The sequence below is a fragment of the Xanthomonas sp. NCPPB 3959 genome (genome assembly GCF_056675575.1).
In genome coordinates this window covers 286,706-310,065 of sequence record NZ_JBWWVR010000002.1, presented here as the reverse complement: position 1 = coordinate 310,065, position 23,360 = coordinate 286,706, and the positions used below count along the sequence as shown (strand labels likewise).

Below are 23,360 nucleotides of genomic sequence, written 5' to 3'. Positions count from 1 at the left end.
CGCCGTCAGGGCGGCATCTCACTGCGCTTTGAGTTGGATGGCAGGTGGCACGGAACAGGCGCGCCATGCCGGGAGTATCCCGGCAACGACACTTGCCGACAGGGCAAGCGCGAACGTGACCAGCAGCATCAGCGGATCAAGATGTGCGAGCTCTGCATAATCAGAGGGTTGTTGTCGCACGCCCCACAGTCCTAGCGTGGCGAGGCCGAGCCCCAAGATGCCGCCTGCCAGGCCGATCGTTCCCGCCTCCACCAGGGATTGCGCAAAAATGCTGCGTTTGGTGGCGCCAAGCGCGCGGCGTACGCCGATTTCGCCACTGCGACGCATGAACTTTGCAAGCAACAGGCCCACGGTATTGACCAGACACACCAGCAGAAATCCGAATGCCAGCCAGGTCTGCAGGCGAACGTCGCTGGGCACCACTTTCTTGTAGTCCATCCATTGCATGACGCTGCGCAGCTGGACATTGGTCGGCCGCTCGAAGCGCCCGGCGCGCCGTTGCTGGTCGGAGTAATTCTCCAGGTATTGACGGTAGGCCGCCGCTTTTTGCGGGCTATCCAGCTGAACCCAGTACTGAATCCATGAGCATTTTTGGTCGGTGCTGTTTGCATCCTTACTGTCGCCCCAGCAGGAGCGCGAGCCGCTGGACTGGAATTTCAGTTCCATCGCGGCACTGAACGGAACGAACAACTGTTCCGACTTGGCGTAACTGCTGTTGCTGAGGTCGTAGAACTTGGGGGTCAGTCGCCATTCGCGCAGAACTCCGACGATGCGGAACGACTGACGATTTATACGCAACGTACGCCCAACGCTATTCTCTCCGTTGAAGAGTTTTTTGTTGAGTTCGTCGGTAATCACAACGACACGCGCTCTGCTACCGTCCTCGTTTGCCGTCCACGCGCCACCGTAGAGAAATGGCGGATTGAACATCGGGAAGAAGTCGGCGGAGGTATAGCGCGCCTCCAGTTTCATCGGGCGCACCGACGAATTATCCGGCTCCAACGGGACGCTTCCGCCGCTCATCATCGCTTGAAGGTCTCCGCGCTTCTCACGCAGTAAGTTTTCGGCATCGAAGCGTGTCAATTGCTCCAGGGCTTCCGTGCTTTGATGGCCCGGCGAGCGCGCATCGATTTGTGGGATGAAGAGTCGTTCGCTTTTTTGAGGTATCGGATCGCCAGACAGGATGTAGAACACCGTCAACGTGGTCATGCTGGCGCCGATGCCGAGTGCGATCGCCAGCACCATCAGCGCGGTGAGTATCTTGTTGCGGCGGAAGCTGCGCACCGCCAGAGTGAAGTAATAGCCGAACATGAAAGTCTTCCTTTAGTCGGCCAGGGTAGGCGCTGTCACGGGCGCACGCATCAGGCTGGGATTGCGTTCCAGATCGGTGGCCTGGCCGTCGACGATATGCACGTTGCGCTGCGCGCGTGCGGCCAGTTCCGGATCATGGGTGACCATCACGATGGTGGTGCCCTGGCTGTTGATCTCTTCCAACAGTTCCATCACCCCGCGTGCCATCTGCGAGTCGAGGTTGCCGGTGGGTTCGTCGGCCAGCAGCAGACGCGGGCTGCCAGCCAACGCGCGCGCGATCGCGGCGCGCTGCTGCTGACCGCCGGACAGCTCGGTGGGGTAGTGCTTCAGGCGCGAGCCCAGGCCGACCTTGGTCAAGGCCTCTTCGATGCGCTGCTTGCGCTCGGCTGCGGCCATGCCGCGATAGCGCAGCGGTACATCGACGTTGTCGAACAGGTTGAGATCGGGAATCAGATTGAAGCCCTGGAAAATGAAACCGATCTTCTGGTTGCGCAGGCGCGAACGCGCGTCATCGGACAGATGGCTGACGTCTTCGCCATCGAGCAGATACTGCCCGCTGGTGAAGGTTTCCAGCAGCCCGGCCAGGTTGAGGAAGGTAGTCTTGCCCGAGCCGGAAGGGCCGGTGACCGCGACGAATTCGCCTTCGCGCACATGCAGGTCCAGCGACCGCAGCGCGTGCGTTTCCACCTGTTCGGTGCGGAAGACCTTGGAGACCGATTGCATCTTGAGCATTGCCGAGTCCTTTGCTTAAAGAGGTGTGTGCGAAAGAGAATTAGTGAACTGTGACGCGCGGCGCATCGCCGAAGTTATCTGCACCGGACACCACCACGCGGTCGCCGACCTGCAGCCCTGACAGCACCTGCACTTCGCCCAGGCTGCTGACGCCCATGCGCACCGGGCGGCGCACCGCGGTATTGCCATCCATCACATAGGCGTAGCTGCCGCCGGATTGTTCGACGAACGGGCCGCGCTCGACCTTGAGCACGTTGCGGCGGGTGTCCATCACCACGCGTGCGCTCATGCGCTGGCTCTGGCGCAGGCCCGGCGGCTGCTTGTCGGCAAAGCGGATGCGCGCGGTGACTTCGCCGTTGACCACTTCCGGAGACACCGCCGAGATGGCGCCGGGGAAGGGTTCGCCGCTGCCGCTGGTGAGTTGCGCTGGCATGCCGATCGCCAGATCGCGCGCGAAGCTCTCCGGCACCTTGATCTCGACTTCGAACTTGGACAGATCCACCACGCCCAGGATCGGCGCATTCGCCACGACCTGGGTGTGCTGCACCGCCTGCACCTGGCCGACCTGGCCGTCGAACGGCGACAGCAGCGTGAGCGCATCGACCTGGCGCTGCACTTCGGCCACCACCGCGCGCTGGCGGTCGGCGAGCAGGCGCTTGTTGCGCGAATCCAGATCCGCACCCTGGCTCTTCAGCGAGGCATCGCGCTGCGCGTGCTGCAGGTCGATATCGGTCTTCTTCAAGGTGTCCTGCGCCTTGGCCAGTTCCACCTGCGGCACGGCGCCGCCATCGTAGCCGCGCTGATAGCGCTCCAGGTCGCGTGCGGCAGCCTGCTTGTCGATCTTGGCCTGGTCGGTGAGCTTGCTGGCGTTGGCACGGGCCAGCGTGGCATCCAGCCCGGCGCGGCTGGATTCGGCTTCCAGACCGGCCAGCGTGGCCTGCTCCTGCGCCAGCTTGCTGCGTAGCTCCGGGCTGTCGATGCGCGCCAGCTCCTGGCCCTGCTTGACCACGTCGCCGGCCACCACGCTCAGCGTCACCGTGCCGGCCGAGATGGCGTACAGCACCGGGCTGTTGGCGGCGATGACGCGGCCGTCTGCGGCGATGTCGCGCACCAGGTCGCCCTGGCTGACGGTGGCGATACGCACCCGGCTGGCATCGAACGAGCGGCTGCCGGCGCTCCACGCGGTGACCGCCCAACCAATACCGGCCAGCACGGCGACCGCAGCGATGCCAGGCCATAGCCAACGGCGCCACGGCGCGCTCTGGGCGGATGTACGGAGAACCTGGTCCTGGGCAGAGGTATCGCGAATCATGATCGTCTGGCTCGATGGCGTCACTGCGATAAAGCAGAACCTGTGCCAATTGCCAAGTGTCTGAAAATAAAGGTCTTTGTGCTCGGGTGGCAGGTGTCCGCAGTGTCCGCGGACACTGGCGCGGACACGCTGTCCGGGCACGGTCATGCAGCGGACAAGATCGGACACGCTAAAATGCGCGGCTTCGTCTTCAAGGGTTGTCCTATGTGCGGCATTGTCGGAGCGATCGCCGGGCGCGATGTGGTCCCGGTCCTGATCGAAGGACTCAAGCGTCTTGAGTACCGTGGCTACGATTCCTCCGGCATTGCGGTACTCGATGGCGCGCAGCTGCGCCGCGTGCGTCGTACCGGGCGCGTGGTGGAGATGGCGCAGGCAGCGCAGGCCGAGCAGTTCGGCGCGACGCTGGGCATCGGCCACACCCGCTGGGCCACCCATGGCGGCGTCACCGAGGCCAACGCGCACCCGCATATCAGCGCCGGCGTGGCGCTGGTGCACAACGGCATCATCGAAAACCACGAGCAGCAGCGCGAGAAACTGCGCGCGCTCGGCTACACCTTCGAGTCGCAGACCGATACTGAAGTCATCGCGCATCTGATCCATCATCATCTGGGTAGCGCCGGCGATCTGCTGATCGCGCTGCAGCGCACGGTCAAGGAGCTCACCGGTGCCTACGCGCTGGCGGTGATGAGCCAGGCCGAGCCGGAGCGCTTCGTGTGCGCGCGCATGGGCTGCCCGTTATTGATCGGCGTGGGCGAGGGCGAGAACTTCGTCGCCTCCGATGTCTCGGCGATCGTGCAGGCCACCCGCCAGGTGATCTTCCTGGAAGAGGGCGATACGGCCGAACTGCGCCGCGATGGCGTGCGCATCTTCGATGGCAACGACGCGCCGGTCGAACGCCCGCTGCATCTGTCCGATGTGTCGCTGGCATCGCTGGAACTCGGCCCGTTCCGGCACTTCATGCAGAAGGAAATCCACGAGCAGCCGCGTGCGCTGGCCGATACCATCGAAGCGGCGATCGATGCGAAGGGATTTCCTGCGTTTTTATTTGGCCCGAATGCCGAAGCGGTGTTGCGCGACATCGAAGGCGTGCAGATCCTGGCCTGCGGCACCAGTTACTACGCCGGTATGACCGCGCGTTACTGGATCGAAGCCATCGCCGGGCTGCCGTGCAGCGTGGAAATCGCCAGCGAGTACCGTTACCGCGCCGCCTATGCCAACCCCAAACATCTGATCGTCACCATCTCCCAATCCGGCGAAACGCTGGACACGATGGAGGCGCTGAAATACGCCAGATCGCTGGGGCATCTGCACACGCTGTCGATCTGCAACGTGCCCGAAAGCGCGATCCCGCGCGCCAGCGAACTGGTCTGCTACACGCGTGCCGGCGCGGAGATCGGCGTGGCCTCGACCAAGGCGTTCACCACGCAGCTGGCGGTGTTGTTCCAGCTCACCATGGTGCTGGGCAAATTGCAGGGCCGCATCAGCGAGGCAGATGAAGCCGATTATCTGGAGCAGCTGCGCTTTTTGCCGGGCAGCGTGCAGCATGCCTTGAATCTGGAGCCGCAGATCATGGCCTGGGCCGAGCGCTTCTCGGCCAAGGAAAATGCGCTGTTTCTTGGCCGTGGCCTGCATTACCCGATCGCGCTGGAAGGCGCGCTCAAGCTCAAGGAAATCTCCTATATCCACGCCGAAGCGTATCCGGCCGGCGAGTTGAAGCACGGCCCGCTGGCGCTGGTGGATGCGGCGATGCCGGTGGTGGTGATCGCACCCAACGACCGCTTGCTGGAAAAGGTCAAATCCAACATGCAGGAAGTGCGCGCACGCGGCGGCGAGCTGTTCGTCTTTGCCGACCAGGACAGCCACTTCAGCGAGTCCGAAGGCGTGCACGTGATCCGCACCCCGCGCCACGCCGGCGTGCTGTCGCCGGTGATCCACACCATCCCGGTGCAGTTGCTGGCCTATCACACCGCGCTGGCACGCGGCACCGATGTGGACAAGCCGCGTAACCTGGCCAAGTCGGTGACGGTGGAGTAGCGGCAGAAGCCCAGCATCGTGGGCGGTCGCAGGGAACTCTCGGTCCGACTGGACAATGGTTCGTCCAACCAGCGCCGATGTGTGGCGGGCGGACGGGTAATGCTTCGTCCAAACCCGAAAAGAGCGAAAGGGCGGGGGCGTCATTGCTCCCGCCCTTTTGCGTTTTTACAGCGCGACGCTTGCAACTCCTGCTGGTCTGCCATCCACAGAATCGGATCGCGCATGCCGGTTCCGCGGTGGAGCGCTTGGCCTGATCATCCAGGCGCCAAGGGGCGCTAGTCGCGCTCTAGCTCCCCTGCGAGGATCGATGCCAGGGCTTCCATGTTCAGCACATTCACTTTCCCGTAGCCAACGTCGATCAAGCCTTGGGCTTTCCATGCTTTCAAGAGCCGGTTCACGGTAGGACGGGAGACGCCCAGCCTGTCGGCCAGCGCACTCTGTGGCATGCGGACGTTGTGTTGGGCAGTGAGAAGCTGAGCCGCCAGCCGGCGTTCGAGCGAACGTGCCTGGTTGGCTTCAATCCAGTCCAAGGCCTGGCGATAGCGTGAGCACACCAGGCGGGTGATGGCCAGGAGCGCCGCCGGGTTGGATGCGATCACACGGTTGAAGGCGGCAGTCGAGACGACGGCGATCTTGCTACGTCCGTGGGCGACCGCGCTGAATGCCCGCGCCCGCTCATCCAGTAGCGGAACTTCCCCAAACCACTGGCCTGGTCCAAGGACCAGCGACAGCCTCTCGCTGAGCTGAATCGGCTCCAGTGAGACCCGGACCGAGCCGCTGAGAATGCCGAACATGCAGGCAGGGGAAGAGCCCAGATCAAAGATCCGCCGGCCCGCAACACACGTTCGAACCGATGCCTGAGAGAGAAAAATCTCTGCAATCTCTGGACTCAGGGTTCCATCGTCAGGCATAGCCGGGACCGTGGTCGAACTGTTCTGATTTTACAGTCTGGAGGGTTCAACGGGGGCACCATGCAGGCCTAATCTTTGGAGCACCAGCCATGTATGTGGGTCACTTTGCGATCGGACTAGCCTTGAAAGCCCGCTTTCCGAGCATCCCGACGCTTCCGCTACTGCTGGGCGTCGGCTTCCTCGACATCCTGGACGGTATTTTCATCATGCTTGGCTGGGACATCGTAACGCCCAACCTTGCTGCAGGCCCCTATCTGTTCTTCGACCTGACATTCATCGACTGGGATCATTCGCTCTTGGCGGCGGTCGTTTGGTCTTTGGTCTGGGCTGGCCTCTTCTGGAAAGACAGGCGCGTTGCAGTTCTGGCGTTCATCGCGTCTTTCTCTCACTTCCTTGCCGACTGGCCAATGCACAACAATGACCTGGCACTTTTGCCGCATTCCCAGACCCACTTTGGTCTGGGAATGTGGGGACGGCTTGGCACCGCCTCTTGGGTGATCGAAGGACTCTTTGTTGTTGTGCTGGCCGCTTACGCCTGGAATTCGGCGCGCAAGCGTGGGGTGAACTGGACTTTGTCGCTTGTCGTCTTGACGATCGCGTTCTTCAATCTTTCTCCGTGGCTGTCTCCGATGAAGCACATCGCCGTGCTGGACGAGCCGGCGGTACATATGCTCCACGGCTTGCTTGTAACGCTGGGATTCCTGCTGCCCGGTGCATTGCTCACGTGGCTCGTGAATCGTGAAGAGCGAAAGGCACTGGTCTTGCGTACCTGATGACGTGCCCTGCAGTGGCAGTTCCGAAGGCGTGCACGTGATCCGCACCCCGCGCCACGCCGGCGTGCTGTCGCCGGTGATCCACACCATTCCGGTGCAACTGTTGGCGTAATTACACCGCGTTGGCGCGCGGCACCGATGTGGACAAGCTGCGCAACTTGGCCAAGTCGGTGACGGTGGAGTAGGAACGGCCGATAAAGCGCTGCGCTCACTGCGAGATGGGCGCCTTCGACGCGGATTCATGCCGAAGAGCGTTCACCAGATGGTGTTATCCAGAGCCGCGTCCTCGGCGTAACGCGCCTGTTGCGCGGGCTGAGCAATTAGGCCTGTACGCTGCGACACGATGGGCGCAGCGTACCGGTACCCGCGTCAGCTACGGCACGATCAGATTTCCATTTCCCGGGCGGGGCTCATTCATGATGACCGGCGACGTTTGCCCGCTTGCCGTGCGGTTGCCGCGGATCAATGCGTCCTTGACGTTTTCGTTTTGAATGCGGACCTCCGGGGTGGTGTTGTTCTCGATCAGCGAGTTCTTCACCCGATCCCAAAGGCCCACGCTTCCAGTTGCGCCTGCGGCAAAGCGGTTATTGCGGATGATGCCGGTGCTGGTGACGGCATCGGTGTACCAGGCATTTTCCCGCTTGCCTTCGCTGATCATGAGATTGCTTCCCTGCAGGTTGAATACTGCCGTCTGGCCACCGATCGAGGACGGGTTGGCAACCGCATCTGCAGTAATTTCATTATTGAGCATCTGCGAATGCCAGCCTGCCAGTAGCGAGTTGGCATCGGTATAAAACCCGGTGGGCTGCACGATTCCAGCACCAAAGCGATGCAGCCGGTTGTATGCATGGATGACGTCGGCGGATGGAAAGAAGTTGGTGATCGGGCCAGCGCCACCATGGTCGTTATTGACGAACAACATCCGCCCATTGGTCGTCACGATGGTGACGATGGAGCTCTGATCGGGCGGGATGTCCCATGCACGGTCCAGGTTCACGCGGTTACCCAGCGGCGATGTATTGCCCATCAGGTAACGCATCTGGCCGGCACCCTTGCCGGACACGATCATCACCGAGTTGCCATCGGGATCGCACAGATACGGAACGTCTTTTGCATTGTTGGCCAACGTCAGCGTCGTCCCCGAACTGGCAGCGACCTTGCCAAGATAGTTGCCGATGCCCTCGTCCAGCGTCAGCTGCCAGGTTTGCTGCGCATCCTGTGGATACTGGCTGGCATTGTCTGCGTAGTACACATCACGACCGGGCGCAGCGAAACCCAGTTCCGAGGGCGTTTGATGGTAGGGCGCACCGGCGGACAGATGCCGGTTGTGCGTGATGAGCGCGTTTTGCACATCATGATTGAACGTCAGTGCCAGCTCATGCCAACGCAGTGTGTTGTTTTGCACGGTGGCGCCGTAGACGTGTTTATCCATGGTGATCGGCTTGCTGGCAGTGATGTCGTTTCCGCTGATCTGCAGGTTGGAGATATTGCTTGCCTGGATGCCGGTCGTCAGCGGCCCGTTGGCCGTGCGATCGGTTTGCCTGCCGAGGGTGAGCCGGATATCGCGCACGAAGGGGACCGAGCGCAGATCCGTCAGCGGCATATGCTCGAACACGATGCCGGTTCCTTCGCGCATGGCGGGCGCTTCGATGGCCAGGTCGCGTATGCCAAACAGGTTGGTGGCCCAGTTGATCTGCTGATCGCACTTGGGTTGACGTGGCGGCGTGTAAAAGATGCCGTTGCCCTTGAACAACGTGGTGTTATTGGCAATCGGAAAGGACAGCACCGTGGCGTCCTTGCCCGCGCCCGCGATCACCACGTGGTTAGGAATCGTCTGATTGAATCCTTGTGCGTATTGCTGCGACAAGGTGTATCTGCCGGCGGGAATCGACACCACACCGCCGTTGGCCGCGCAGGCGAATGCGGCGGCAAAACTCGCATCGTCCGGTGCGCCGTTGCCGATCGCCGGGGCCACCCTGCACTGGATGTTCGGCCAGTTGGTCGGATAGGCAATGCTGACGGTGGTGATGGTGCGACGTGGGGCGGTGCGATCTGCGCCGACGCCGAAATTCTGATAGCGGCTCCATGCGCTGGGACCGCCGGAACCATTGTGCAAATACAGCTCGTAGTCGCCTTCGGGCATGTCGGCCGGAATGGCGAAGCTCTGTGCGTACATGCCTTCTTTGGGATTCGATTCGTCGGCGATCACGATACGCTGCACGGTGCCATTCTTGACCAGCGCAAGCCGCACCGGCTGGCTCGATGCCGACATCCTGCCCAAGGCGGTGCCGAACACATTGAGCCTGCCACGCGGCGATGCACCGCCGCCGACATTGCCCTGCACGAACCAGATATCCGGCGCATTCACCAGCGTCGTTGCCCCCGCACCGCTGCCGGTGACGATCTGATACGCATAGACGCCGCGCGCACTATCGGGAAGCTGAAACTTGAGCGATTGCTCGGTGGCCTGCGTCGGTGTCACGCTGCTCCAGCCGCTATTGGTGCTGTCTGTCGCCTCCAACGGACTACCCACCGCGCCATCGTCGAGCCGCGTGAGGCGCACCGTGGCGCTGGGGTCGATGTTGCCACCGCTGACTACCACCGTCTCGTTGCGGTCGACCGGTTGCGATGCCCAGAACGTCATCGCCGTGCCGGCGGGCACCTCTGTCGGACCTGGATACGCCGCGGACGCAGGACCGATCGCGGTGGTTTTGCTGTTGCTTGCAGGTGTGCGCGTCTCCGGCGCGCTGCCAGGCCGTGCAAAGGCGTGGCCATCGCTGCTGGACAGCCACAGCGTGGATGCCAGGAATAGTGAAACGACTGACGTTTTTACACCCATCTCGGATGACTCCTGTTGCGGAAGCACAAGACTTCCGGGAATTGCGGGAGCGCGCCAAACCACTGCGCATTGATCCCGCTGGGAAGTTCTGCGACCGCCGATGCAGCACGGCAAGGGCTGGGCGTCATGCATGTGCATCGCGCCTCCGCGACCGCAGAACCTGGATGTCCAGCGGCATCGGGCGCGCCGGGCAGCGGCCATCCTAGAGAGGCGCACGCGTTTGAATGCGAACATGGATCACACAGTCGCGTTCGTTTGATGCCAATGTCTCGCTGCGCGAGCCAGGTCACTTTTTCGGACAAGTCGTGCTGTTGCGCGCTTTCGTCGACATGCCGAGGCATCGACACAGTGAGGTGTCTCGGATCCACCCGGCCGTTGCGATGGACATGCGGCTTCGATGCCGCTGGCATGTGGCCACGCACCATGCCGCCATCTGCGCTCGTCGGCACGGGTTGCATTAGCGCTCGACACCCGGCACTGCCAACCGTTTGGCCCGGAATATGCTTCTGTCTTGGCGAGGGTCCCACCACGCAGGAGGACGTATGCACGAGTCTTTCAAACAGGGCGCGCCGGCCGAGTTGTGGCAGGCGTTGGTACGTGAGGCAGGGCAGCGCATCGCGCGGCCGCTGGACGAATCGCGCGAGCATTATCTGGTGTTCGTGTTGCTGCGCTTCCAGCGCGATGCGCATCTGCTTTCGCGCACGCAGGCATTGGCGTGGTTGCATGCGCAGGAACAGATGGGCAGTGTGCGTGCCGATCTGCTACGCGATGTGGGCGATGGCTGTCTGCTGATTGCCGGGCTGTTTCCCGGCGTGGCGCAACGTCGCCGGCTCAGCGTGGACTACTTCATCGACCTGGGGCGCGGCGCCTATTCCGATGTGGCCGACACGCGTTGCAGCGATGCCAGCCTGTTCGCGCAATTGGCCCACAGCTATCGCGAGTTGGTCCACACGCTTGCCGCACTGCGCCCGCCGCGCGAGTGGCAGCGCAGTACTGGCGGACTGTTGCATGCATAGATAACCGCCACTTCCGGGGCGGTCCCTACAGATGTGGGGACCGCCCCGACTGCCAAGTGCGCGTGATGCGCCCACACTATGTTCGCAACTGAGCGTTCAAGCCGACTGCGGATCGTTGTCTGATGGACCGAGCACTGTGCTATTGGCCGCTGTCCGCGCGGTCTGACAGTGTCTTGTCGCATTGCGTGGGGGACACGCAATGCGACGCCATTTCCAGTGGAAGGAATCTATGAAAGCATTGATTGCGGTGGCGATCTCGGCACTGAGCGGCGTTGCGATGGCTGGCGATGTTCCGCCCGGTTATGCGGGTGTGGGCGGGATGACCTTGCAAGAAATCGACCCGGCCATCTACGCCTACCACTACGACCACGGGTTTGTGGGCGAAGACGCGATGGGGTGGGATCCTGCGCTGCAGTTCGCTTGGTCGCGCATCGCCGCGGCCAAGGTCTGCGGCCAGCAGCCGGTCGAGCAGGAGGCCATTGTTGCCAAACTGGTGGCGCAGTACGGCCAGGATGCGGTCGTGCATCAGATCAACGGCATCGAATTTCATGAAGTACAGATGCGTGCTTCCAGCGCGTTCTGTACGGCTGCGCGTGTTGCCGAAGCCATCGCGGTCGTCCCTGCATTTGCGGGCGGGGATTTTTCAACCGCAACCGCCTATGCGGTTGCTGCTGAGGCAGGGACGGTAGTGGTGGTGGCAGAAGATCTGCCTGCGACCATCGCCGGTGGGGATGCAGCGGCTGCGCTATCGCTTTCTGCGGACTGGGCCCTGCTGCTGCCATTACAGGCGCGCATGGTCGTCAGCTCCAATGGTCAGCCGGCCGGTGATGAGATGTTGCACGTGATCCGTCGTAGTCATACCGGCGCGGTCATCGCTGGGCAGGTTGTTGGAAATTTGATGGCTGCTGCGATCTTCGGCAGGGTTGGTGGATTCACCTTTGACAAACGCCAGTTGAAAGGTGAGTCGATAGAAAATATCGGCAACCCTGGGTACGCGATACAGCGCGAGGCAATCAACGCGCAGTTGAAGCGCTATTTCACCGCAAAGCCCGGCGCAATGCCGATTGATTCGTTTCCATTGCAGGTGCTCATGTCCGAATGGCGGCTGGTCTACCAGAGCCTGAGCGACGATAAATCCCCGTACGAACTACGCTACCAAGTCAGCATCGGTGGTGAGTCAAGCGGGTTCCTGAAGCGCAAAGCCAGTCCGTATAGCTTGGGTTGCCAGCCCACTCCTCGCACTGCGTCGATCGAGGAATGGGAAGCCAACGATTACGCATTGGTCAAAGCCGCTGCGCAAGCCTATAGCGACGAGTGTGCGGCGAAATTAGCCGAGCGTTTGCCGCAGTGGTTCCCCGACAGGGAAGCTGTTGCGGCATCCAATTGAATTGTCAGATCGTTCGACGCCGGATATCCAGCGCCTGATGTGATCTGACAAAAAATCACGGTAAATACATCACTAAGAACAGAAGGGGCACTGATCTATCGATCAGTGCCCCTTCTGTTCTGGATTGCAGATCTATCAAACTACGCTGCGCGGCTGGTTGCGTTGCTGCTCGTGCTGATCTTGAACCTGCGGCTGCGGCGCTTCCTGTCGCACAGCATTGCTGCTTTGCTCCAACGGACGTTCTGCAGCTACCGCCTTGTCCGTGTAGATCCGCTGGTGTGCCGGGTCATGTGGCTGACCCTGTACGGCAAACAACCCGTTGCCATCCTTGCTTTGCGCCACCATGTCGATGCGCTGCAGGCCGCTGACCTTTGCTTCGAAGGTCATGTGGCCGGCAGCGTTCACCAGCTGCTGCCGGTTGGCGAATGCGTTCGGACCCAGCTGTTCCAGCTTGCTGACGGCCTGGTTGAACAGCGGGTGGTCGGGGTTGGTTTTCTCCGAAAGCAGCGGCGTTTTTTCTGCCTGCTTCAGTGCAGTGAGCGTGTCGCGGCCAACCACGCCATCGTCCTGCAGCCCGTGTGCACGCTGGAATGCCTTGACCGCGTCACTCGTCCGTTGGCCATATGCGCCGTCGGCCTTGAGTTCATTGCCGCCAGCGTCCTTGTAGCCCAGCTGTTGCAACGTCTGCTGCAAGGCATGAACTTCGGTGCCACGTGCATTTTCGCGCAGGACACCCGGCGCATCAGCGGCGGCGCGTGCCTGGCTGGGTGTGTGCTCTGTGGCTGCGTGGGACTGCTGCTTGTCCTGGCTGCGGTCCTGCAGCAGGTCGCGCGCCTCAGACAGCGGGTCGCTGGCGTAAAGCTTGACCCCCTTGGCGTGCTTGCGCTCAAGGTAAGAATCCAACGAGCTGAGTTCGACACCCTCGCCACCACGCGATTGGCTGATCTTGAGTTCGCCATCCTTGGGGTCGCGCACCACCATGGTGATGTGGTCGATGCCCTTGTAGCGCCCCTTGTCCCAGCTCTGGGGACCATTGTCCTCACCAATGATCATGCCCTCTTTGAGGGTCTGGGCAGTGACGTCTTTGCCTTGGATCAGCACACCAGAGCGCTGCTCGGCCTTGCGCAGCAGTTCGGATGCACTGTCGAAACCAGGGCTGAACTTTTCGTCCTTGGTGAAGACAGCCTTGCCGGCGCCCTTGTTGATCTCATCCATGGTCGCGTTCTGCATCTCGACCACCCAGCCAGAGCAATCGACCTTGCCTTTGTCCGGATCTTTCGCGCCCAGGCCGTACTTGACGTGGTCGTATTTGTTGGTGAGGTCATAGGCGGCGTGGAGCGCGATGCCCTGCGCTGCAGCCTTCTCCGGCTGGGCAGGCGCGGACTGCGATGGCGCAGCCTGCGACGACGGTGTCTGCTGCGTGGCCGAAATGGGCTCGATGCCTTTTTCAGGGATACGGATACGGTCCATCTTCGTATCCCAGTACTGCACGAACGTCTGCGCCATATCCTTGTCGGACATACTGCGGAACGTCGCCGAATCGACACCCGTCAGTGACTTCAGCTCTTTCTCGCCGACATTGTTGATGATGTTGGCGCGTGTGCTTTCCAGACCAAAAGATCCCGTGGCGATCGCAGTCTGAAGAGAGCGGTAGCCACCGGCGCCCTGCTGATGGGCCAAGTACATGTCCAGGCCGTCCGGCGCAGGTTTGCCCGAGAGGTAAGGCCGGCCATCGCGTTCGTGCCGGTCAACCAGACTCGTCCTGTTATCCAGATACAACCGCGCGGCTGCGTCGGTGTTGACCACAGCGTCCAACTCGCGCCCAGCGATGCCGTATTGCGCGGCAGTCGGGGGAGTGAACTGAAAGAGCCCCTTCGCGCCACCGGCTCCGCGGCTGGCCAACTCGTCGAAGGCACCGCCAGTCTCTACGTGGGCAAAACGCAGGAAGTCGTCACGCGGAATATTCCGCTCGGTCGCTTCACGTTCGATGATGTCGAGCACTTGGGCTCGTGAGTAATTCGTCGGCATCGCTCAAGGTCCTTGATTGAGTGCTGCAGCCACGCGGCTGCAGCGGTACGCCGCCCGAACCAATTCCTTTGGTCCTGTATTAAGGGGTCGGCAAGTACGATTTCTGGGCCGCATCGTAGCGGTATTCAAGCGTTTCGTCACCCCCGCTGGTCGGCGGGTCTGCAGAAACGCTCACCCGCAGCGCGGGCAGGCCGGGCTGCTTAACGAACGCAAGCGTGCTGCTGTTCTTGACGCAGGCAATCTTCCCGGGCGCATCCTCGCCACAATTTGCACTGTTGTCCTGCCCCGCCGGGATATTGCCGATATAGGTCCAATGCTTGTCGTTGACGTCATCGGTTTCCTTCGGGTTGAACACGAATGCATCGTAGGAAAGGATCCGTACGCCCGACTGCAGGCTCCATGTGGGCACGGCCAGGACCAGCCGGCCGTCGTCAGTGACAACGTTCTCTGCCTTGCGCGTCGTGTCGACGGTGTTGCCTTGTTCCATTCCGCCGAATTCGCCGATGTACGGCTCTGCGCCAAGAAGCTTCCAGGGCGATTTACTCCCCGGTTCGCTGGTCACAAAGGTGGCGTGGGCCAAGGTCACCTTGGTACCCGGCGCAGCAGAGTGATTCTCACGCTCGGCGCCATAGAGCTCGGGCGTTTCCCAGGCAAAGCCGGTGTAATAACGCGTACCACCGAGTTCGAACTGGAAGCCATACCAGTAATTGATCCAGCTGCCATTGGCGACCTCGTAAGACGTCGCGCCGTCGCCGTCCACGTTGCTGATGAAATACAGCACGCTGTCCGGACGGGGCGGCTGGATCTGTTGGGTTGAACCCTGGGTTGCATCCTGCATGGGAGAAGCGTCCTTGTCTGAAGGTTTAGTGGCAGTACTGGCCGTGGGGGTTGGCGTCTTCGAAGCCGCGGCATCCGGTGGCTCCGGTTTGCAGGCGGCGAGCAGCGCTAACGCAAGGATCAGTGGGATCTTCCTGGCGAGCATCAATGTGCATCCATTGCGGAGGGCGGCGAAAGTCTACTCCAGCCCGGCGATGTGTCCAGTCGTCACGCCGCACCTGGCGGTGCCGGCTTCCTGCTGGGCGTAGAGCCTCCGGGCAGGGGACGGGAGGCGTTTTCACGTCCGCATCCCCGTTGTTGCCTTACCCATCTGCTGAAACGTCAGAGTTGCCGGGTGGCCCGCGTGCTTAGGCCAGCGGCGTATTGGAGATAATCTCCACCCAATAGCCGTCCGGGTCCTTGATGAAGGCCAGGTGCTTCATGCGGCCATCTTCCAGGCGCTTCTGGTACGGCACGCCGAGGGCGTCGAAGCGGGCGCAGGCGGCGTGGATGTCGGGCACCGAGATGCAGATGTGGCCGAAGCCGCGCGGCTCGCTGTTGCCGTCGTGGTAGACCGGGCCGTCCTGGGTTTCGGTGCCGTGGTTGTGGGTGAGTTCCAGTACGCCGGGAATGCCGGCCATCCACAGACGACGGTCGGTATCTTCTTCGGGGATTGCGGTGCCTTCCGGCAACAAGGCGAGAAAGTACAGGCTGAATTTCGCATCGGCGAAATCGCGTGCATCCAGCAGGCGGAAGCCGAGCACGCGGGTGTAGAAATCCAGCGAACGCCCGGCATCCTTGATGCGCAGCATGGTGTGGTTGAACACGAAGCCGCCGGTGTCGGCAGGTGCGGCGCTGGCGCCGGGAACGTGTTGCAGGTCGGTCAAAGGCATTGCGGTCTCCTCGATGGAATGGGGGAGCAGGTCTGTCTGCGGTGGATGCCGATAGTAGCGAGGCAATGGTTGTCGGTATGTCTGCAATGCGAGAAATCGGTGATCTGGCCGTTATGCTTCTTTCGCTCATCGCGGCTGTTCTTTAGGTGATCGCTGTAAGCAGACTTCCTTGCCCTCTTAGAGGGTGTTGCATGGACCCGAACGATCAGGTCCATGCACGCACAGCTGCCGTCTCAGAACCAGATGCGCAAGCCGGCAACGAAGCGGCTGTCGCGCGCCGGTTCGTCTTCGATCGTGGCGCCTCGGGCGGTATCGCCGAAGCTACGGCTGTGTACCCAGCCGATGTACGGCGCGAAGCGGCGGGTGATTTCGTAGCGCAGCCGTAGGCCGAACTCGGCCTGTTCCAATCCGCTGTCGATGTCGCGCCGGTCATCGTCGGTCAGCGCGATGCTGGCTTCCACGCGTGGTTGCAGGATCAGCCGGTTGGTCAGCAGCACCTCGTACTCGCCTTCCAGTCGCAGTGCGGCACGGCCGCCGCTGCCGATGTAGAGCGTGGCTTCGGTCTCGAACTTGTAGGGTGCCAGTCCCTGCACGCCGAACGCGGCCCAGCTGCGACGCGCGCCCGCGCCGATGTCCTGACGTGCGCCAACCAGTACATCCCACCATGGCGAGATGGCGTGACCGTAGAACGCCTCCAACGATGCGTCCTGCGTGCGCCCGTCCTGCCGCTCGCCTTCGCTGCGCAGCCAGAGCCGGTCGATGTCGCCGCCGATCCAGGCGCGTGCTTCCCAATCCTGACCACTGCCGCGGTTGGTATTGGACGCTTCCAGTCGATCGAGCAACACGTAGTGATTGATGCCTGCCGCGTGCATCGCATGGTGCTGCAGAGGTGCAAATGCCGCAGCAATCTCCTCGGCGGTGGGCTCGGGAATAGGCTCGCGCGGCAGTGCGCTGGTGGTGGGCGATGCCGGCGTTTGGGTCGCCGCTTCGGTGTGCAGCGCGTGCTGCATGTTGGTGTGATCCATCGGCCCATGCTGCGCTGTTCCATGTTGCATCGGGGCGTGTTCCATCGACGCATGGTCCATTGCCCCGTGGTCCATGTCTGCCTGGGGCTGCTGGCTGTGACCCGGTTGTGGATTCGTAGAGGCCTGGTGTGCGGCATGCTTGACGTCGGCGTGCTGCATGCCTGCGTTATGCATCGATGTCGGCGATGCCGAAACGTCGGCTTGCACCGGGCGTTGCGCAGGCGTGCTGTCGGCAGCGTTCGCCGGTGGCGACGCGGCGCTGGTGTGCTGCAGATGCGCGTGATCCATCTGCATGGCATCTGCGGTCTCCTGCGCAGATGGCGGCGATGCCTTTGTCGCGGTGGACGTCTGCGGCTGGGCAGCCGTTGCGTGGTCGGTCATCTGCATTGCATGCGTGCCATCGGCATGCGCGGATGAATCCATCGCCTCAGGCACATGCTCCTGTGCAGTAGCCGATGCGCTCAGCAGCAGTGCGAGCAGCACCACGTCTTGCGTACGAGGCGCGCTCATGCCTCCACCCGCACTTCGCGCATCATGCCCGCTTCCATGTGGTACAGCAGATGGCAATGGTAGGCCCAGCGGCCCAGCGCATCGGCGCGCACGCGGTATGTGCGGCGGGTGCCGGGTGGCATGTCGATGGTGTGCTTGCGTACCTGGAAATTGCCGTCGGCGTCTTCCAGGTCGCTCCACATGCCGTGCAGGTGGATGGGATGCTGCATCATGGTGTCGTTGACCAGCACGATGCGCAGCCGCTCGCCGTACTGCAGCCGCAAGGGCTCTGCCGAAGCAAAGCCGACGCCATCGAACGACCAGGCGAATTTTTCCATATGCCCGGTGAGATGCAGCTCGATCTCGCGCCCGGGCTCGCGTCCATCCGGATCGTCGAACACGCTGTGCAGGTCGGCGTAGCACAGCACGCGGCGGCCGTTGTCGCGCAGGCCAACGCCAGGGTCGTCCAGGCGCGGTGCGGTGGCATTGCTGCGCATGTCGATCAGCGGGTTGCCGTCTTCGCTGGCGGGGTGGTGAGGTACTTTGTTCTGCGCAGTCTGGTTCGCATGCCCATGTATGTGCGTTGCCGGCATCGGCATTGCCATCGCGTGCGCTGCGTGTGGATCGCCCTGCGTCGCATCACCGCCATGCATGGCGTGATCTGCATGCGCCATGCCATCGCCATGTCCCATATCCTGCATGGTCAGGATTGCGCGCGGATCCAGTGCAGGAATCGGCGCCTGCAAGCCATGCCGCACCGCCAGCGTGCCGCAGGCGAATCCGGTGCGACCCATGTCCTGCGCGAACAACGTAAACGCATCCTGGCCGATGGGTTCGACAATCACGTCGAAGGTTTCTGCAGCAGCAATGCGCAGCTCGTCCACGCTCACCGGGTGCACGTACTGGCCATCGGCGGCCACCACGGTCATGCGCAGGCCGGGGATGCGGATATCGAAATAGGTCATCGACGAGCCGTTGATGAAACGCAACAGTACCTTCTCGCCGGGGGTGAACACCCCTGTCCAGTTGCCGGCCGGCGCGACGCCGTTGAGCAGGTAGGTGTAGGTATTGGCGTTGACGTCGGACAGGTCGGTGGGGGTCATGCGCATGCGCCCCCACATGCCGCGATCGGCCAGCGTTGCGCGCATGCCGTCTTCGCGCGCATCGCGCAGGAAATCGCCCACGGTGCGCTGTGCGTAATTGTCGTGGCTGGGCATCTGCTTGAGCCGCCGGAACAGCGCGGCCGGCTCCAGATCGGTCCAGTCCGAGAGCAGCACCACATGCTCGCGATCATGCCGATACGGCGGCGGTGTCAGCGGGTCGATGACGATGGCGCCGTACAAGCCGGCTTGCTCCTGAAACATCGAATGGCTGTGGTACCAGTAAGTGCCGGATTGGCGCAGCGCGAAGCGGTAGTGATATTCCTGGCCCGGCGCGATGCCGTCAAAGCTCATCCCCGGCACGCCATCCATGTTGGCCGGCAGCAACAGGCCGTGCCAATGCACCGAGGTAGGCTGGTCGGGCAGCGCGTTGCGTACGCGCACGCTCACCGTGTCGCCCTCGCGCCAGCGCAGCGTGGGCGCAGGCAGGCTCTGGTTGACGGTGATGGCGGTGCGCGCGCGCCCGGTGAGGTTGACCGGCATGCAGCCGATCTGCAGCGATTGGCTGCTGCCGCGCAGGACCGGCGTGTTCACCGGGTTGGACGCACGCGCATCGCTGCGCCACAGGGCGGTGGTGGCGGCAACACCGCCCAGGGCGATGCCCTGCACGAAGCGGCGTCGGCTCAGGCTGCCGTTGGAGGGTGGATCGAAAGAATTGGGATCGAAAGACATGACATCTCCGCTGCGGCCCACCGAGGAGGGTGGGCGCATCGCATCGCTTAGAAACCCCGCGCAGTAAGCACGCGGGCCCGATGACGGCCAAGGCCGTCAGCGCTCAGGCGATGGGAGGTCGAACCGGTTGCTCGGGCACCGGGCTGCTGCGTCCTTCGGCCAGGTTGGCCGGCAACGCCGAGTGACCGAGCAGGCCTGCGGGCACCGCAGGCAGGGTCAGCAAGGCGAGGCTGCAGTGCTGCAGGCAGTCGCAGCTGCCCAGCTTGCAGCAATCGGCTGCGTGCGCGTGCTTGGCGTTGTCGTGGGTAGGCACGGCGGCAGTCGGCTGCATGTCGGCATGGCAAGGCATTGCGGCCGGCATGGAAGCCTGCGCAGCTGACGCAGCCGGTGCCATCGCACCCGAGGCCATCGCCGGCATCGCCATGCCCACCGACGCCCACGCGCCGGTGGCCGTATTGGCAACCAGGCACAGGCACAGCAGCAGGCGGAGCAGGCAACGCAGCACAGGCGGTCAGGGCAGGCGAACAGGTGCGATGAGCATAGCATCGGCTCCCAGCTGTCCGCCCGATGACCCGCCGGCCGTGGCTGCGCGCCTGGCAGCGGTAGAATTGGGGCTTCCTTCGCCGCACAGTCCTGCCATGTCGCAGCGCCAGTGGGTGGCCGCCGCCATCCAGAAGATCGAAGCCGATTTCAACCGTTCGGCCGACACCCACCTGATTCCGATGGACCTGCCGGGCTATCCGGGCATCGACCTGTATTTCAAGGACGAGTCCAGCCACCCAACCGGCAGCCTCAAGCATCGGCTGGCGCGCTCGTTGTTTCTGTACGCGCTGACCAACGGCTGGCTGCGTGCGGGGCGGCCGGTGATCGAGGCCTCAAGTGGCTCGACTGCGATTTCCGAAGCGTATTTCGCACGCTTGCTGGGTGTGCCCTTCATCGCGGTGATGCCGGCCTCGACCTCGCCCGAAAAGATCGCCGCGATTCAATTCCAGGGCGGCCGCTGCCATCTGGTGGAGCGCGCCTGCGATCTGGACAGCGCCTCGCACCAGCTCGCGCGCGAGACCGGCGGGCACTTCATGGACCAGTTCACCTACGCCGAGCGCGCCACCGACTGGCGCGCCAACAACAACATCGCCGAGTCGATCTTCAAGCAGCTGGCCGACGAACCGCACCCGATTCCCGAGTGGATCGTGTGCAGCCCCGGCACCGGCGGCACCAGCGCCACGTTGGGCCGTTACGTGCGCTACCGGCGCCACGCAACCCGCATCCTGTGCGTGGACCCGGAGGTGTCGGTGTTCTTCGACGGTTATTGTCGCGCGGTGGACGGGCAGTGCCCCAAGGAGCTGGCCATCACCGGCGGCTCGCGCATCGAGGGCATCGGCCGCCCGCGGGTGGAGTCCAGCTTCATCGCCAGCTGCGTGGACATGATGATCAAGGTGCCCGATGCCTTGAGCCTGGCGGCGATGCGCCACGTCAGCGCCACGCTCGGCCGCCGCGTCGGCGGTTCCACCGGCACCAATTTCGTCGGTGTGCTGCAGGCCGCCCAGCGCATGCGCGAGGCAGGCCGCACCGGCTCCATCGTCACCATCCTCTGCGATGCCGGCGAGCGTTATGCGCACAGCTATTACGACCCGGCCTGGTACGTGGCGCACACCATCGACGTCACCGACAGCGATGCGGCCATTGCCATCGCCGTCAGCGGCGGTGACTTGCCCACGTTGCCTTGTGCGGCGCTGGAATGACCGCCATATCCTAGAAGCTGCCATCAACACTGCTGCGCCTCGCGACGTTTTGCTAGCCATTCTTGTTGATTCTTGATCCAGTCACCCGTCATCCAGTCCACCGCCGGAGCGCTCCATGACCAACCCGCTGCTCGACCTGTCAGGACTGCCGTCCTTCGATGCGATCCGCCCCGAACACGTGGGCCCGGCAATCGATCGCCTGCTGGCCGATGCCGAGGCTGCGGTGAAAACGGCCGAGCAGGTCAGCCCGGTCAGCTGGGACAGCTTCGTGGTGCCGCTGGACGACGCCACCGAGCGGCTGTGGCGCGCGTGGGGGCAGGTGGGCCATTTGCAGGCGGTGGTCAATACGCCGGAACTGCGCGAGGCCTACAACAGCAATCTGCCCAAGTTAAGCCGCTTCGGCAGCGCGCTGGCGCAGAACCTGGCGTTGTACGCGCAATACAAGGCGCTCGCGGAATCACCGGAAGCGGCGCACTACGACGCGGCACGTCGCAAGGTGCTGGAAAACGCGCTGCGCGATTTCCGCCTCGGCGGTGCCGAGCTGGATGACGCGTCCAAGGCGCGCTTTGCGCAAGTGCAGGAAGAGTTGTCTGCGTTGGCCGCCAAGTTTTCGCAGAACGTGCTCGATGCCACCGATGCATGGTCGTACGTGAGCGAAGACGAAAGCGAGCTGTCCGGCCTGCCGGTCGAAGTGGTCGCCGCCGCGCGCGCTGCTGCCGAAAAAGACGGCGTGCCAGGCTGGAAACTCACCTTGCAGATGCCGTGCTATCTGCCGGTGCAAACCGATGCGGACCATCGCGAACTGCGCGCGCGGTTGTATCGCGCCAATGCCGAGCGCGCCTCCGAATTCGGCGATGCTGCGCTGGACAATAGCGCCAATATCGATCGCATTCTCGCCTTGCGCGCCGAGCTGGCGCAGCTGCTCGGTTTTGCCAGTTATGCGGAGTATTCGGTTGCCACCAAGATGGCGCAAAGCCCGGACGAAGTGATGGGCTTCCTGCGCGATCTGGCAGTGCGCGCCAAGCCGTATGCGCAACGCGACCGTGCCGAGCTCGAAGCCTTTGCGCGCGACGAACTTGGCCTGGACGAACTCCAGGCCTGGGACCTGGCCTACGTCAGCGAAAAGCTCAAGCAGGCGCGCTACAGCTTCTCCGAGCAGGAAGTGAAGCAGTATTTCACCGAGCCGAAAGTGCTGGCCGGCCTGTTCGATGTCATCCACAGCCTGTACGGGCTCACCGTCAAGCCCGATAGCGCGCCGGTCTGGCATGAGGATGTGCGTTTCTATCGGTTGGAAGATGCACAGGGCGAGCTGGTCGGGCAGTTCTATCTGGATCTGTACGCACGCGAAGGCAAGCGCGGCGGGGCGTGGATGGACGATTGCCGCAATCGCCGCGACACCGCCAACGGCGTGCAGACCCCGCTGGTGTATCTGGTGTGCAACTTCGGCCGCGGCAGTGGCGATACGCCGGCCACGTTACGGCATGGCGAAGTCACCACGCTGTTCCATGAAATGGGCCACGGCCTGCACCAGTTGCTCACGCGCATCGGCGAGCTGGGTGTGGCCGGCATCAACGGCGTGGAGTGGGATGCGGTGGAACTGCCGAGCCAGTTCATGGAGAACTTCTGCTGGGAATGGGAGCGCGTGCAGGCGATGACCGCGCATGTGCGCACCGGCGAGCCGTTGCCGCGCAATCTGTTCGATAGGCTGCTGGCCGCACGCAATTTCCAGAGCGGCATGTTCACCGTGCGCCAGCTGGAATTTGCGCTGTTCGACATGCAGCTGCACAGCAGCTTCGACCCGCTGCAGGACAGCGTATTGCAGCTGATCGAGCGTGTGCGCGACGAAGTGGCAGTCAATCGTCCGCCGGCGTGGAATCGTTTCCCGCATCAGTTCAGCCACATCTTCGCCGGCGGTTATGCGGCCGGTTACTACAGCTACAAATGGGCCGAAGTGCTCAGCGCCGATGCCTACGCCGCCTTCGAAGAAGCACCCGATCAGGTTGCCGATACCGGCGCGCGCTTCCGGCACGAAGTCTTGTCGCGTGGCGGCAGTCGTAGTGCGGCCGACAATTTCCGTGCCTTTCGTGGGCGTGCGCCGAGCATCGATGCGCTGTTGCGGCATAACGGCATGGCGGGCTGATCGCAGCTTTTTTAGTCAGGTCTCCCTGCTTTTCTAAAGCGTCGTCTCCGCTGCAGTGCAACGCATTCGGAAGCGACGCT

General features: G+C 62.9%; 17 protein-coding genes. 6 read left to right on the top strand and 11 right to left on the bottom strand.

The annotated features are described in order from the left end of the window. Positions 1–18 precede the first annotated feature (18 nt). Genes AC1KVG_RS04310 through AC1KVG_RS04300 form a run of 3 tightly spaced genes read right to left on the bottom strand, consistent with a single transcriptional unit; the run spans position 19 to position 3,355 of the window. The gene (locus tag AC1KVG_RS04310; protein WP_481093594.1) at positions 19–1,311 is read right to left on the bottom strand and encodes an ABC transporter permease; all 1,293 of its coding nucleotides are present in this window, start codon (positions 1,309–1,311) and stop codon (positions 19–21) included. A 12-nt stretch (positions 1,312–1,323) separates the two neighbouring features. Continuing rightward, entirely contained in the window at positions 1,324–2,043 is a 720-nt protein-coding gene (locus AC1KVG_RS04305; protein WP_168957192.1) for an ABC transporter ATP-binding protein, read from the bottom strand. 40 nt (positions 2,044–2,083) lie between these two features. After that, positions 2,084–3,355 (bottom strand): efflux RND transporter periplasmic adaptor subunit, encoded by a 1,272-nt coding sequence (locus AC1KVG_RS04300; protein ID WP_316693475.1) that lies wholly within the window; start codon positions 3,353–3,355, stop codon positions 2,084–2,086. A gap of 204 nt (positions 3,356–3,559) precedes the next feature. Here AC1KVG_RS04300 and glmS point away from each other — a divergent pair, with 204 nt between their 5' ends. Next, positions 3,560–5,389, top strand: coding sequence for a glutamine--fructose-6-phosphate transaminase (isomerizing) (glmS, locus tag AC1KVG_RS04295; RefSeq protein ID WP_481093633.1), 1,830 nt, complete (start codon positions 3,560–3,562; stop codon positions 5,387–5,389). 275 nt (positions 5,390–5,664) lie between these two features. Here the strand turns inward: glmS and AC1KVG_RS04290 are convergent, their stop codons facing one another. Next, positions 5,665–6,300: a Crp/Fnr family transcriptional regulator gene (locus tag AC1KVG_RS04290; protein ID WP_481093593.1), complete on the bottom strand. Its 636-nt coding sequence runs from the start codon at positions 6,298–6,300 to the stop codon at positions 5,665–5,667. Positions 6,301–6,389: 89 nt separating this feature from the next. On the opposite strand from AC1KVG_RS04290, the gene AC1KVG_RS04285 reads away from it, so the two are divergent. Beyond that, positions 6,390–7,073, top strand: a complete 684-nt coding sequence (locus AC1KVG_RS04285; protein ID WP_481093592.1) for a hypothetical protein — start codon at positions 6,390–6,392, stop codon at positions 7,071–7,073. Between the two features lie 373 nt (positions 7,074–7,446). Here the strand turns inward: AC1KVG_RS04285 and AC1KVG_RS04280 are convergent, their stop codons facing one another. Further along, positions 7,447–9,912, bottom strand: a complete 2,466-nt coding sequence (locus AC1KVG_RS04280; protein ID WP_481093591.1) for a hypothetical protein — start codon at positions 9,910–9,912, stop codon at positions 7,447–7,449. 542 nt (positions 9,913–10,454) lie between these two features. On the opposite strand from AC1KVG_RS04280, the gene AC1KVG_RS04275 reads away from it, so the two are divergent. Beyond that, positions 10,455–10,928 carry a hypothetical protein gene (locus AC1KVG_RS04275; protein ID WP_481093590.1) on the top strand — a complete coding sequence of 158 codons (474 nt, stop codon included), beginning with the start codon at positions 10,455–10,457 and terminating at the stop codon, positions 10,926–10,928. A 229-nt stretch (positions 10,929–11,157) separates the two neighbouring features. Next, complete coding sequence (locus AC1KVG_RS04270) at positions 11,158–12,315, top strand: hypothetical protein (RefSeq protein WP_481093589.1); 1,158 nt, start codon at positions 11,158–11,160, stop codon at positions 12,313–12,315. Between the two features lie 135 nt (positions 12,316–12,450). Here AC1KVG_RS04270 and AC1KVG_RS04265 read toward each other — a convergent pair whose 3' ends face one another. The 6 genes from AC1KVG_RS04265 to AC1KVG_RS04240 all read right to left on the bottom strand — a co-directional run bounded on the left by AC1KVG_RS04265 (position 12,451) and on the right by AC1KVG_RS04240 (position 19,903). After that, on the bottom strand, positions 12,451–14,316 hold the full coding sequence (locus AC1KVG_RS04265; RefSeq protein ID WP_481093588.1) for an XVIPCD domain-containing protein: 1,866 nt from the start codon (positions 14,314–14,316) through the stop codon (positions 12,451–12,453). Between the two features lie 106 nt (positions 14,317–14,422). After that, on the bottom strand, positions 14,423–15,181 hold the full coding sequence (locus AC1KVG_RS04260) for a hypothetical protein (protein ID WP_104550615.1): 759 nt from the start codon (positions 15,179–15,181) through the stop codon (positions 14,423–14,425). 346 nt (positions 15,182–15,527) lie between these two features. After that, the gene (gloA, locus tag AC1KVG_RS04255; protein ID WP_481093587.1) at positions 15,528–16,052 is read right to left on the bottom strand and encodes a lactoylglutathione lyase; all 525 of its coding nucleotides are present in this window, start codon (positions 16,050–16,052) and stop codon (positions 15,528–15,530) included. Positions 16,053–16,285: 233 nt separating this feature from the next. After that, positions 16,286–17,365, bottom strand: coding sequence for a copper resistance protein B (locus AC1KVG_RS04250; RefSeq protein WP_481093632.1), 1,080 nt, complete (start codon positions 17,363–17,365; stop codon positions 16,286–16,288). Between the two features lie 218 nt (positions 17,366–17,583). Beyond that, positions 17,584–19,419, bottom strand: coding sequence for a copper resistance system multicopper oxidase (locus AC1KVG_RS04245; RefSeq protein WP_481093631.1), 1,836 nt, complete (start codon positions 19,417–19,419; stop codon positions 17,584–17,586). Between the two features lie 82 nt (positions 19,420–19,501). Then, positions 19,502–19,903: a CopL family metal-binding regulatory protein gene (locus AC1KVG_RS04240; RefSeq protein ID WP_268212814.1), complete on the bottom strand. Its 402-nt coding sequence runs from the start codon at positions 19,901–19,903 to the stop codon at positions 19,502–19,504. Positions 19,904–20,036: 133 nt separating this feature from the next. Here AC1KVG_RS04240 and AC1KVG_RS04235 point away from each other — a divergent pair, with 133 nt between their 5' ends. Next, positions 20,037–21,140, top strand: a complete 1,104-nt coding sequence (locus tag AC1KVG_RS04235) for a PLP-dependent cysteine synthase family protein (protein WP_115039700.1) — start codon at positions 20,037–20,039, stop codon at positions 21,138–21,140. A 115-nt stretch (positions 21,141–21,255) separates the two neighbouring features. Further along, a complete protein-coding gene (locus tag AC1KVG_RS04230; RefSeq protein WP_481093586.1) occupies positions 21,256–23,280 on the top strand; it encodes a M3 family metallopeptidase in 2,025 nt (674 codons plus the stop codon). Positions 23,281–23,360 lie beyond the last annotated feature (80 nt).

Bases quoted from the DNA above. Each gene is read 5' to 3' on its own strand.
- AC1KVG_RS04310 (WP_481093594.1), bottom strand. From the start codon at position 1,311: ATGTTCGGCTATTACTTCACTCTGGCGGTGCGCAGCTTCCGCCGCAAC.
- AC1KVG_RS04305 (WP_168957192.1), bottom strand. From the start codon at position 2,043: ATGCTCAAGATGCAATCGGTCTCCAAGGTCTTCCGCACCGAACAGGTG.
- AC1KVG_RS04300 (WP_316693475.1), bottom strand. From the start codon at position 3,355: ATGATTCGCGATACCTCTGCCCAGGACCAGGTTCTCCGTACATCCGCC.
- glmS (WP_481093633.1), top strand. From the start codon at position 3,560: ATGTGCGGCATTGTCGGAGCGATCGCCGGGCGCGATGTGGTCCCGGTC.
- AC1KVG_RS04290 (WP_481093593.1), bottom strand. From the start codon at position 6,300: ATGCCTGACGATGGAACCCTGAGTCCAGAGATTGCAGAGATTTTTCTC.
- AC1KVG_RS04285 (WP_481093592.1), top strand. From the start codon at position 6,390: ATGTATGTGGGTCACTTTGCGATCGGACTAGCCTTGAAAGCCCGCTTT.
- AC1KVG_RS04280 (WP_481093591.1), bottom strand. From the start codon at position 9,912: ATGGGTGTAAAAACGTCAGTCGTTTCACTATTCCTGGCATCCACGCTG.
- AC1KVG_RS04275 (WP_481093590.1), top strand. From the start codon at position 10,455: ATGCACGAGTCTTTCAAACAGGGCGCGCCGGCCGAGTTGTGGCAGGCG.
- AC1KVG_RS04270 (WP_481093589.1), top strand. From the start codon at position 11,158: ATGAAAGCATTGATTGCGGTGGCGATCTCGGCACTGAGCGGCGTTGCG.
- AC1KVG_RS04260 (WP_104550615.1), bottom strand. From the start codon at position 15,181: ATGCAGGATGCAACCCAGGGTTCAACCCAACAGATCCAGCCGCCCCGT.
- gloA (WP_481093587.1), bottom strand. From the start codon at position 16,052: ATGCCTTTGACCGACCTGCAACACGTTCCCGGCGCCAGCGCCGCACCT.
- AC1KVG_RS04250 (WP_481093632.1), bottom strand. From the start codon at position 17,365: ATGGATCACGCGCATCTGCAGCACACCAGCGCCGCGTCGCCACCGGCG.
- AC1KVG_RS04235 (WP_115039700.1), top strand. From the start codon at position 20,037: ATGTCGCAGCGCCAGTGGGTGGCCGCCGCCATCCAGAAGATCGAAGCC.
- AC1KVG_RS04230 (WP_481093586.1), top strand. From the start codon at position 21,256: ATGACCAACCCGCTGCTCGACCTGTCAGGACTGCCGTCCTTCGATGCG.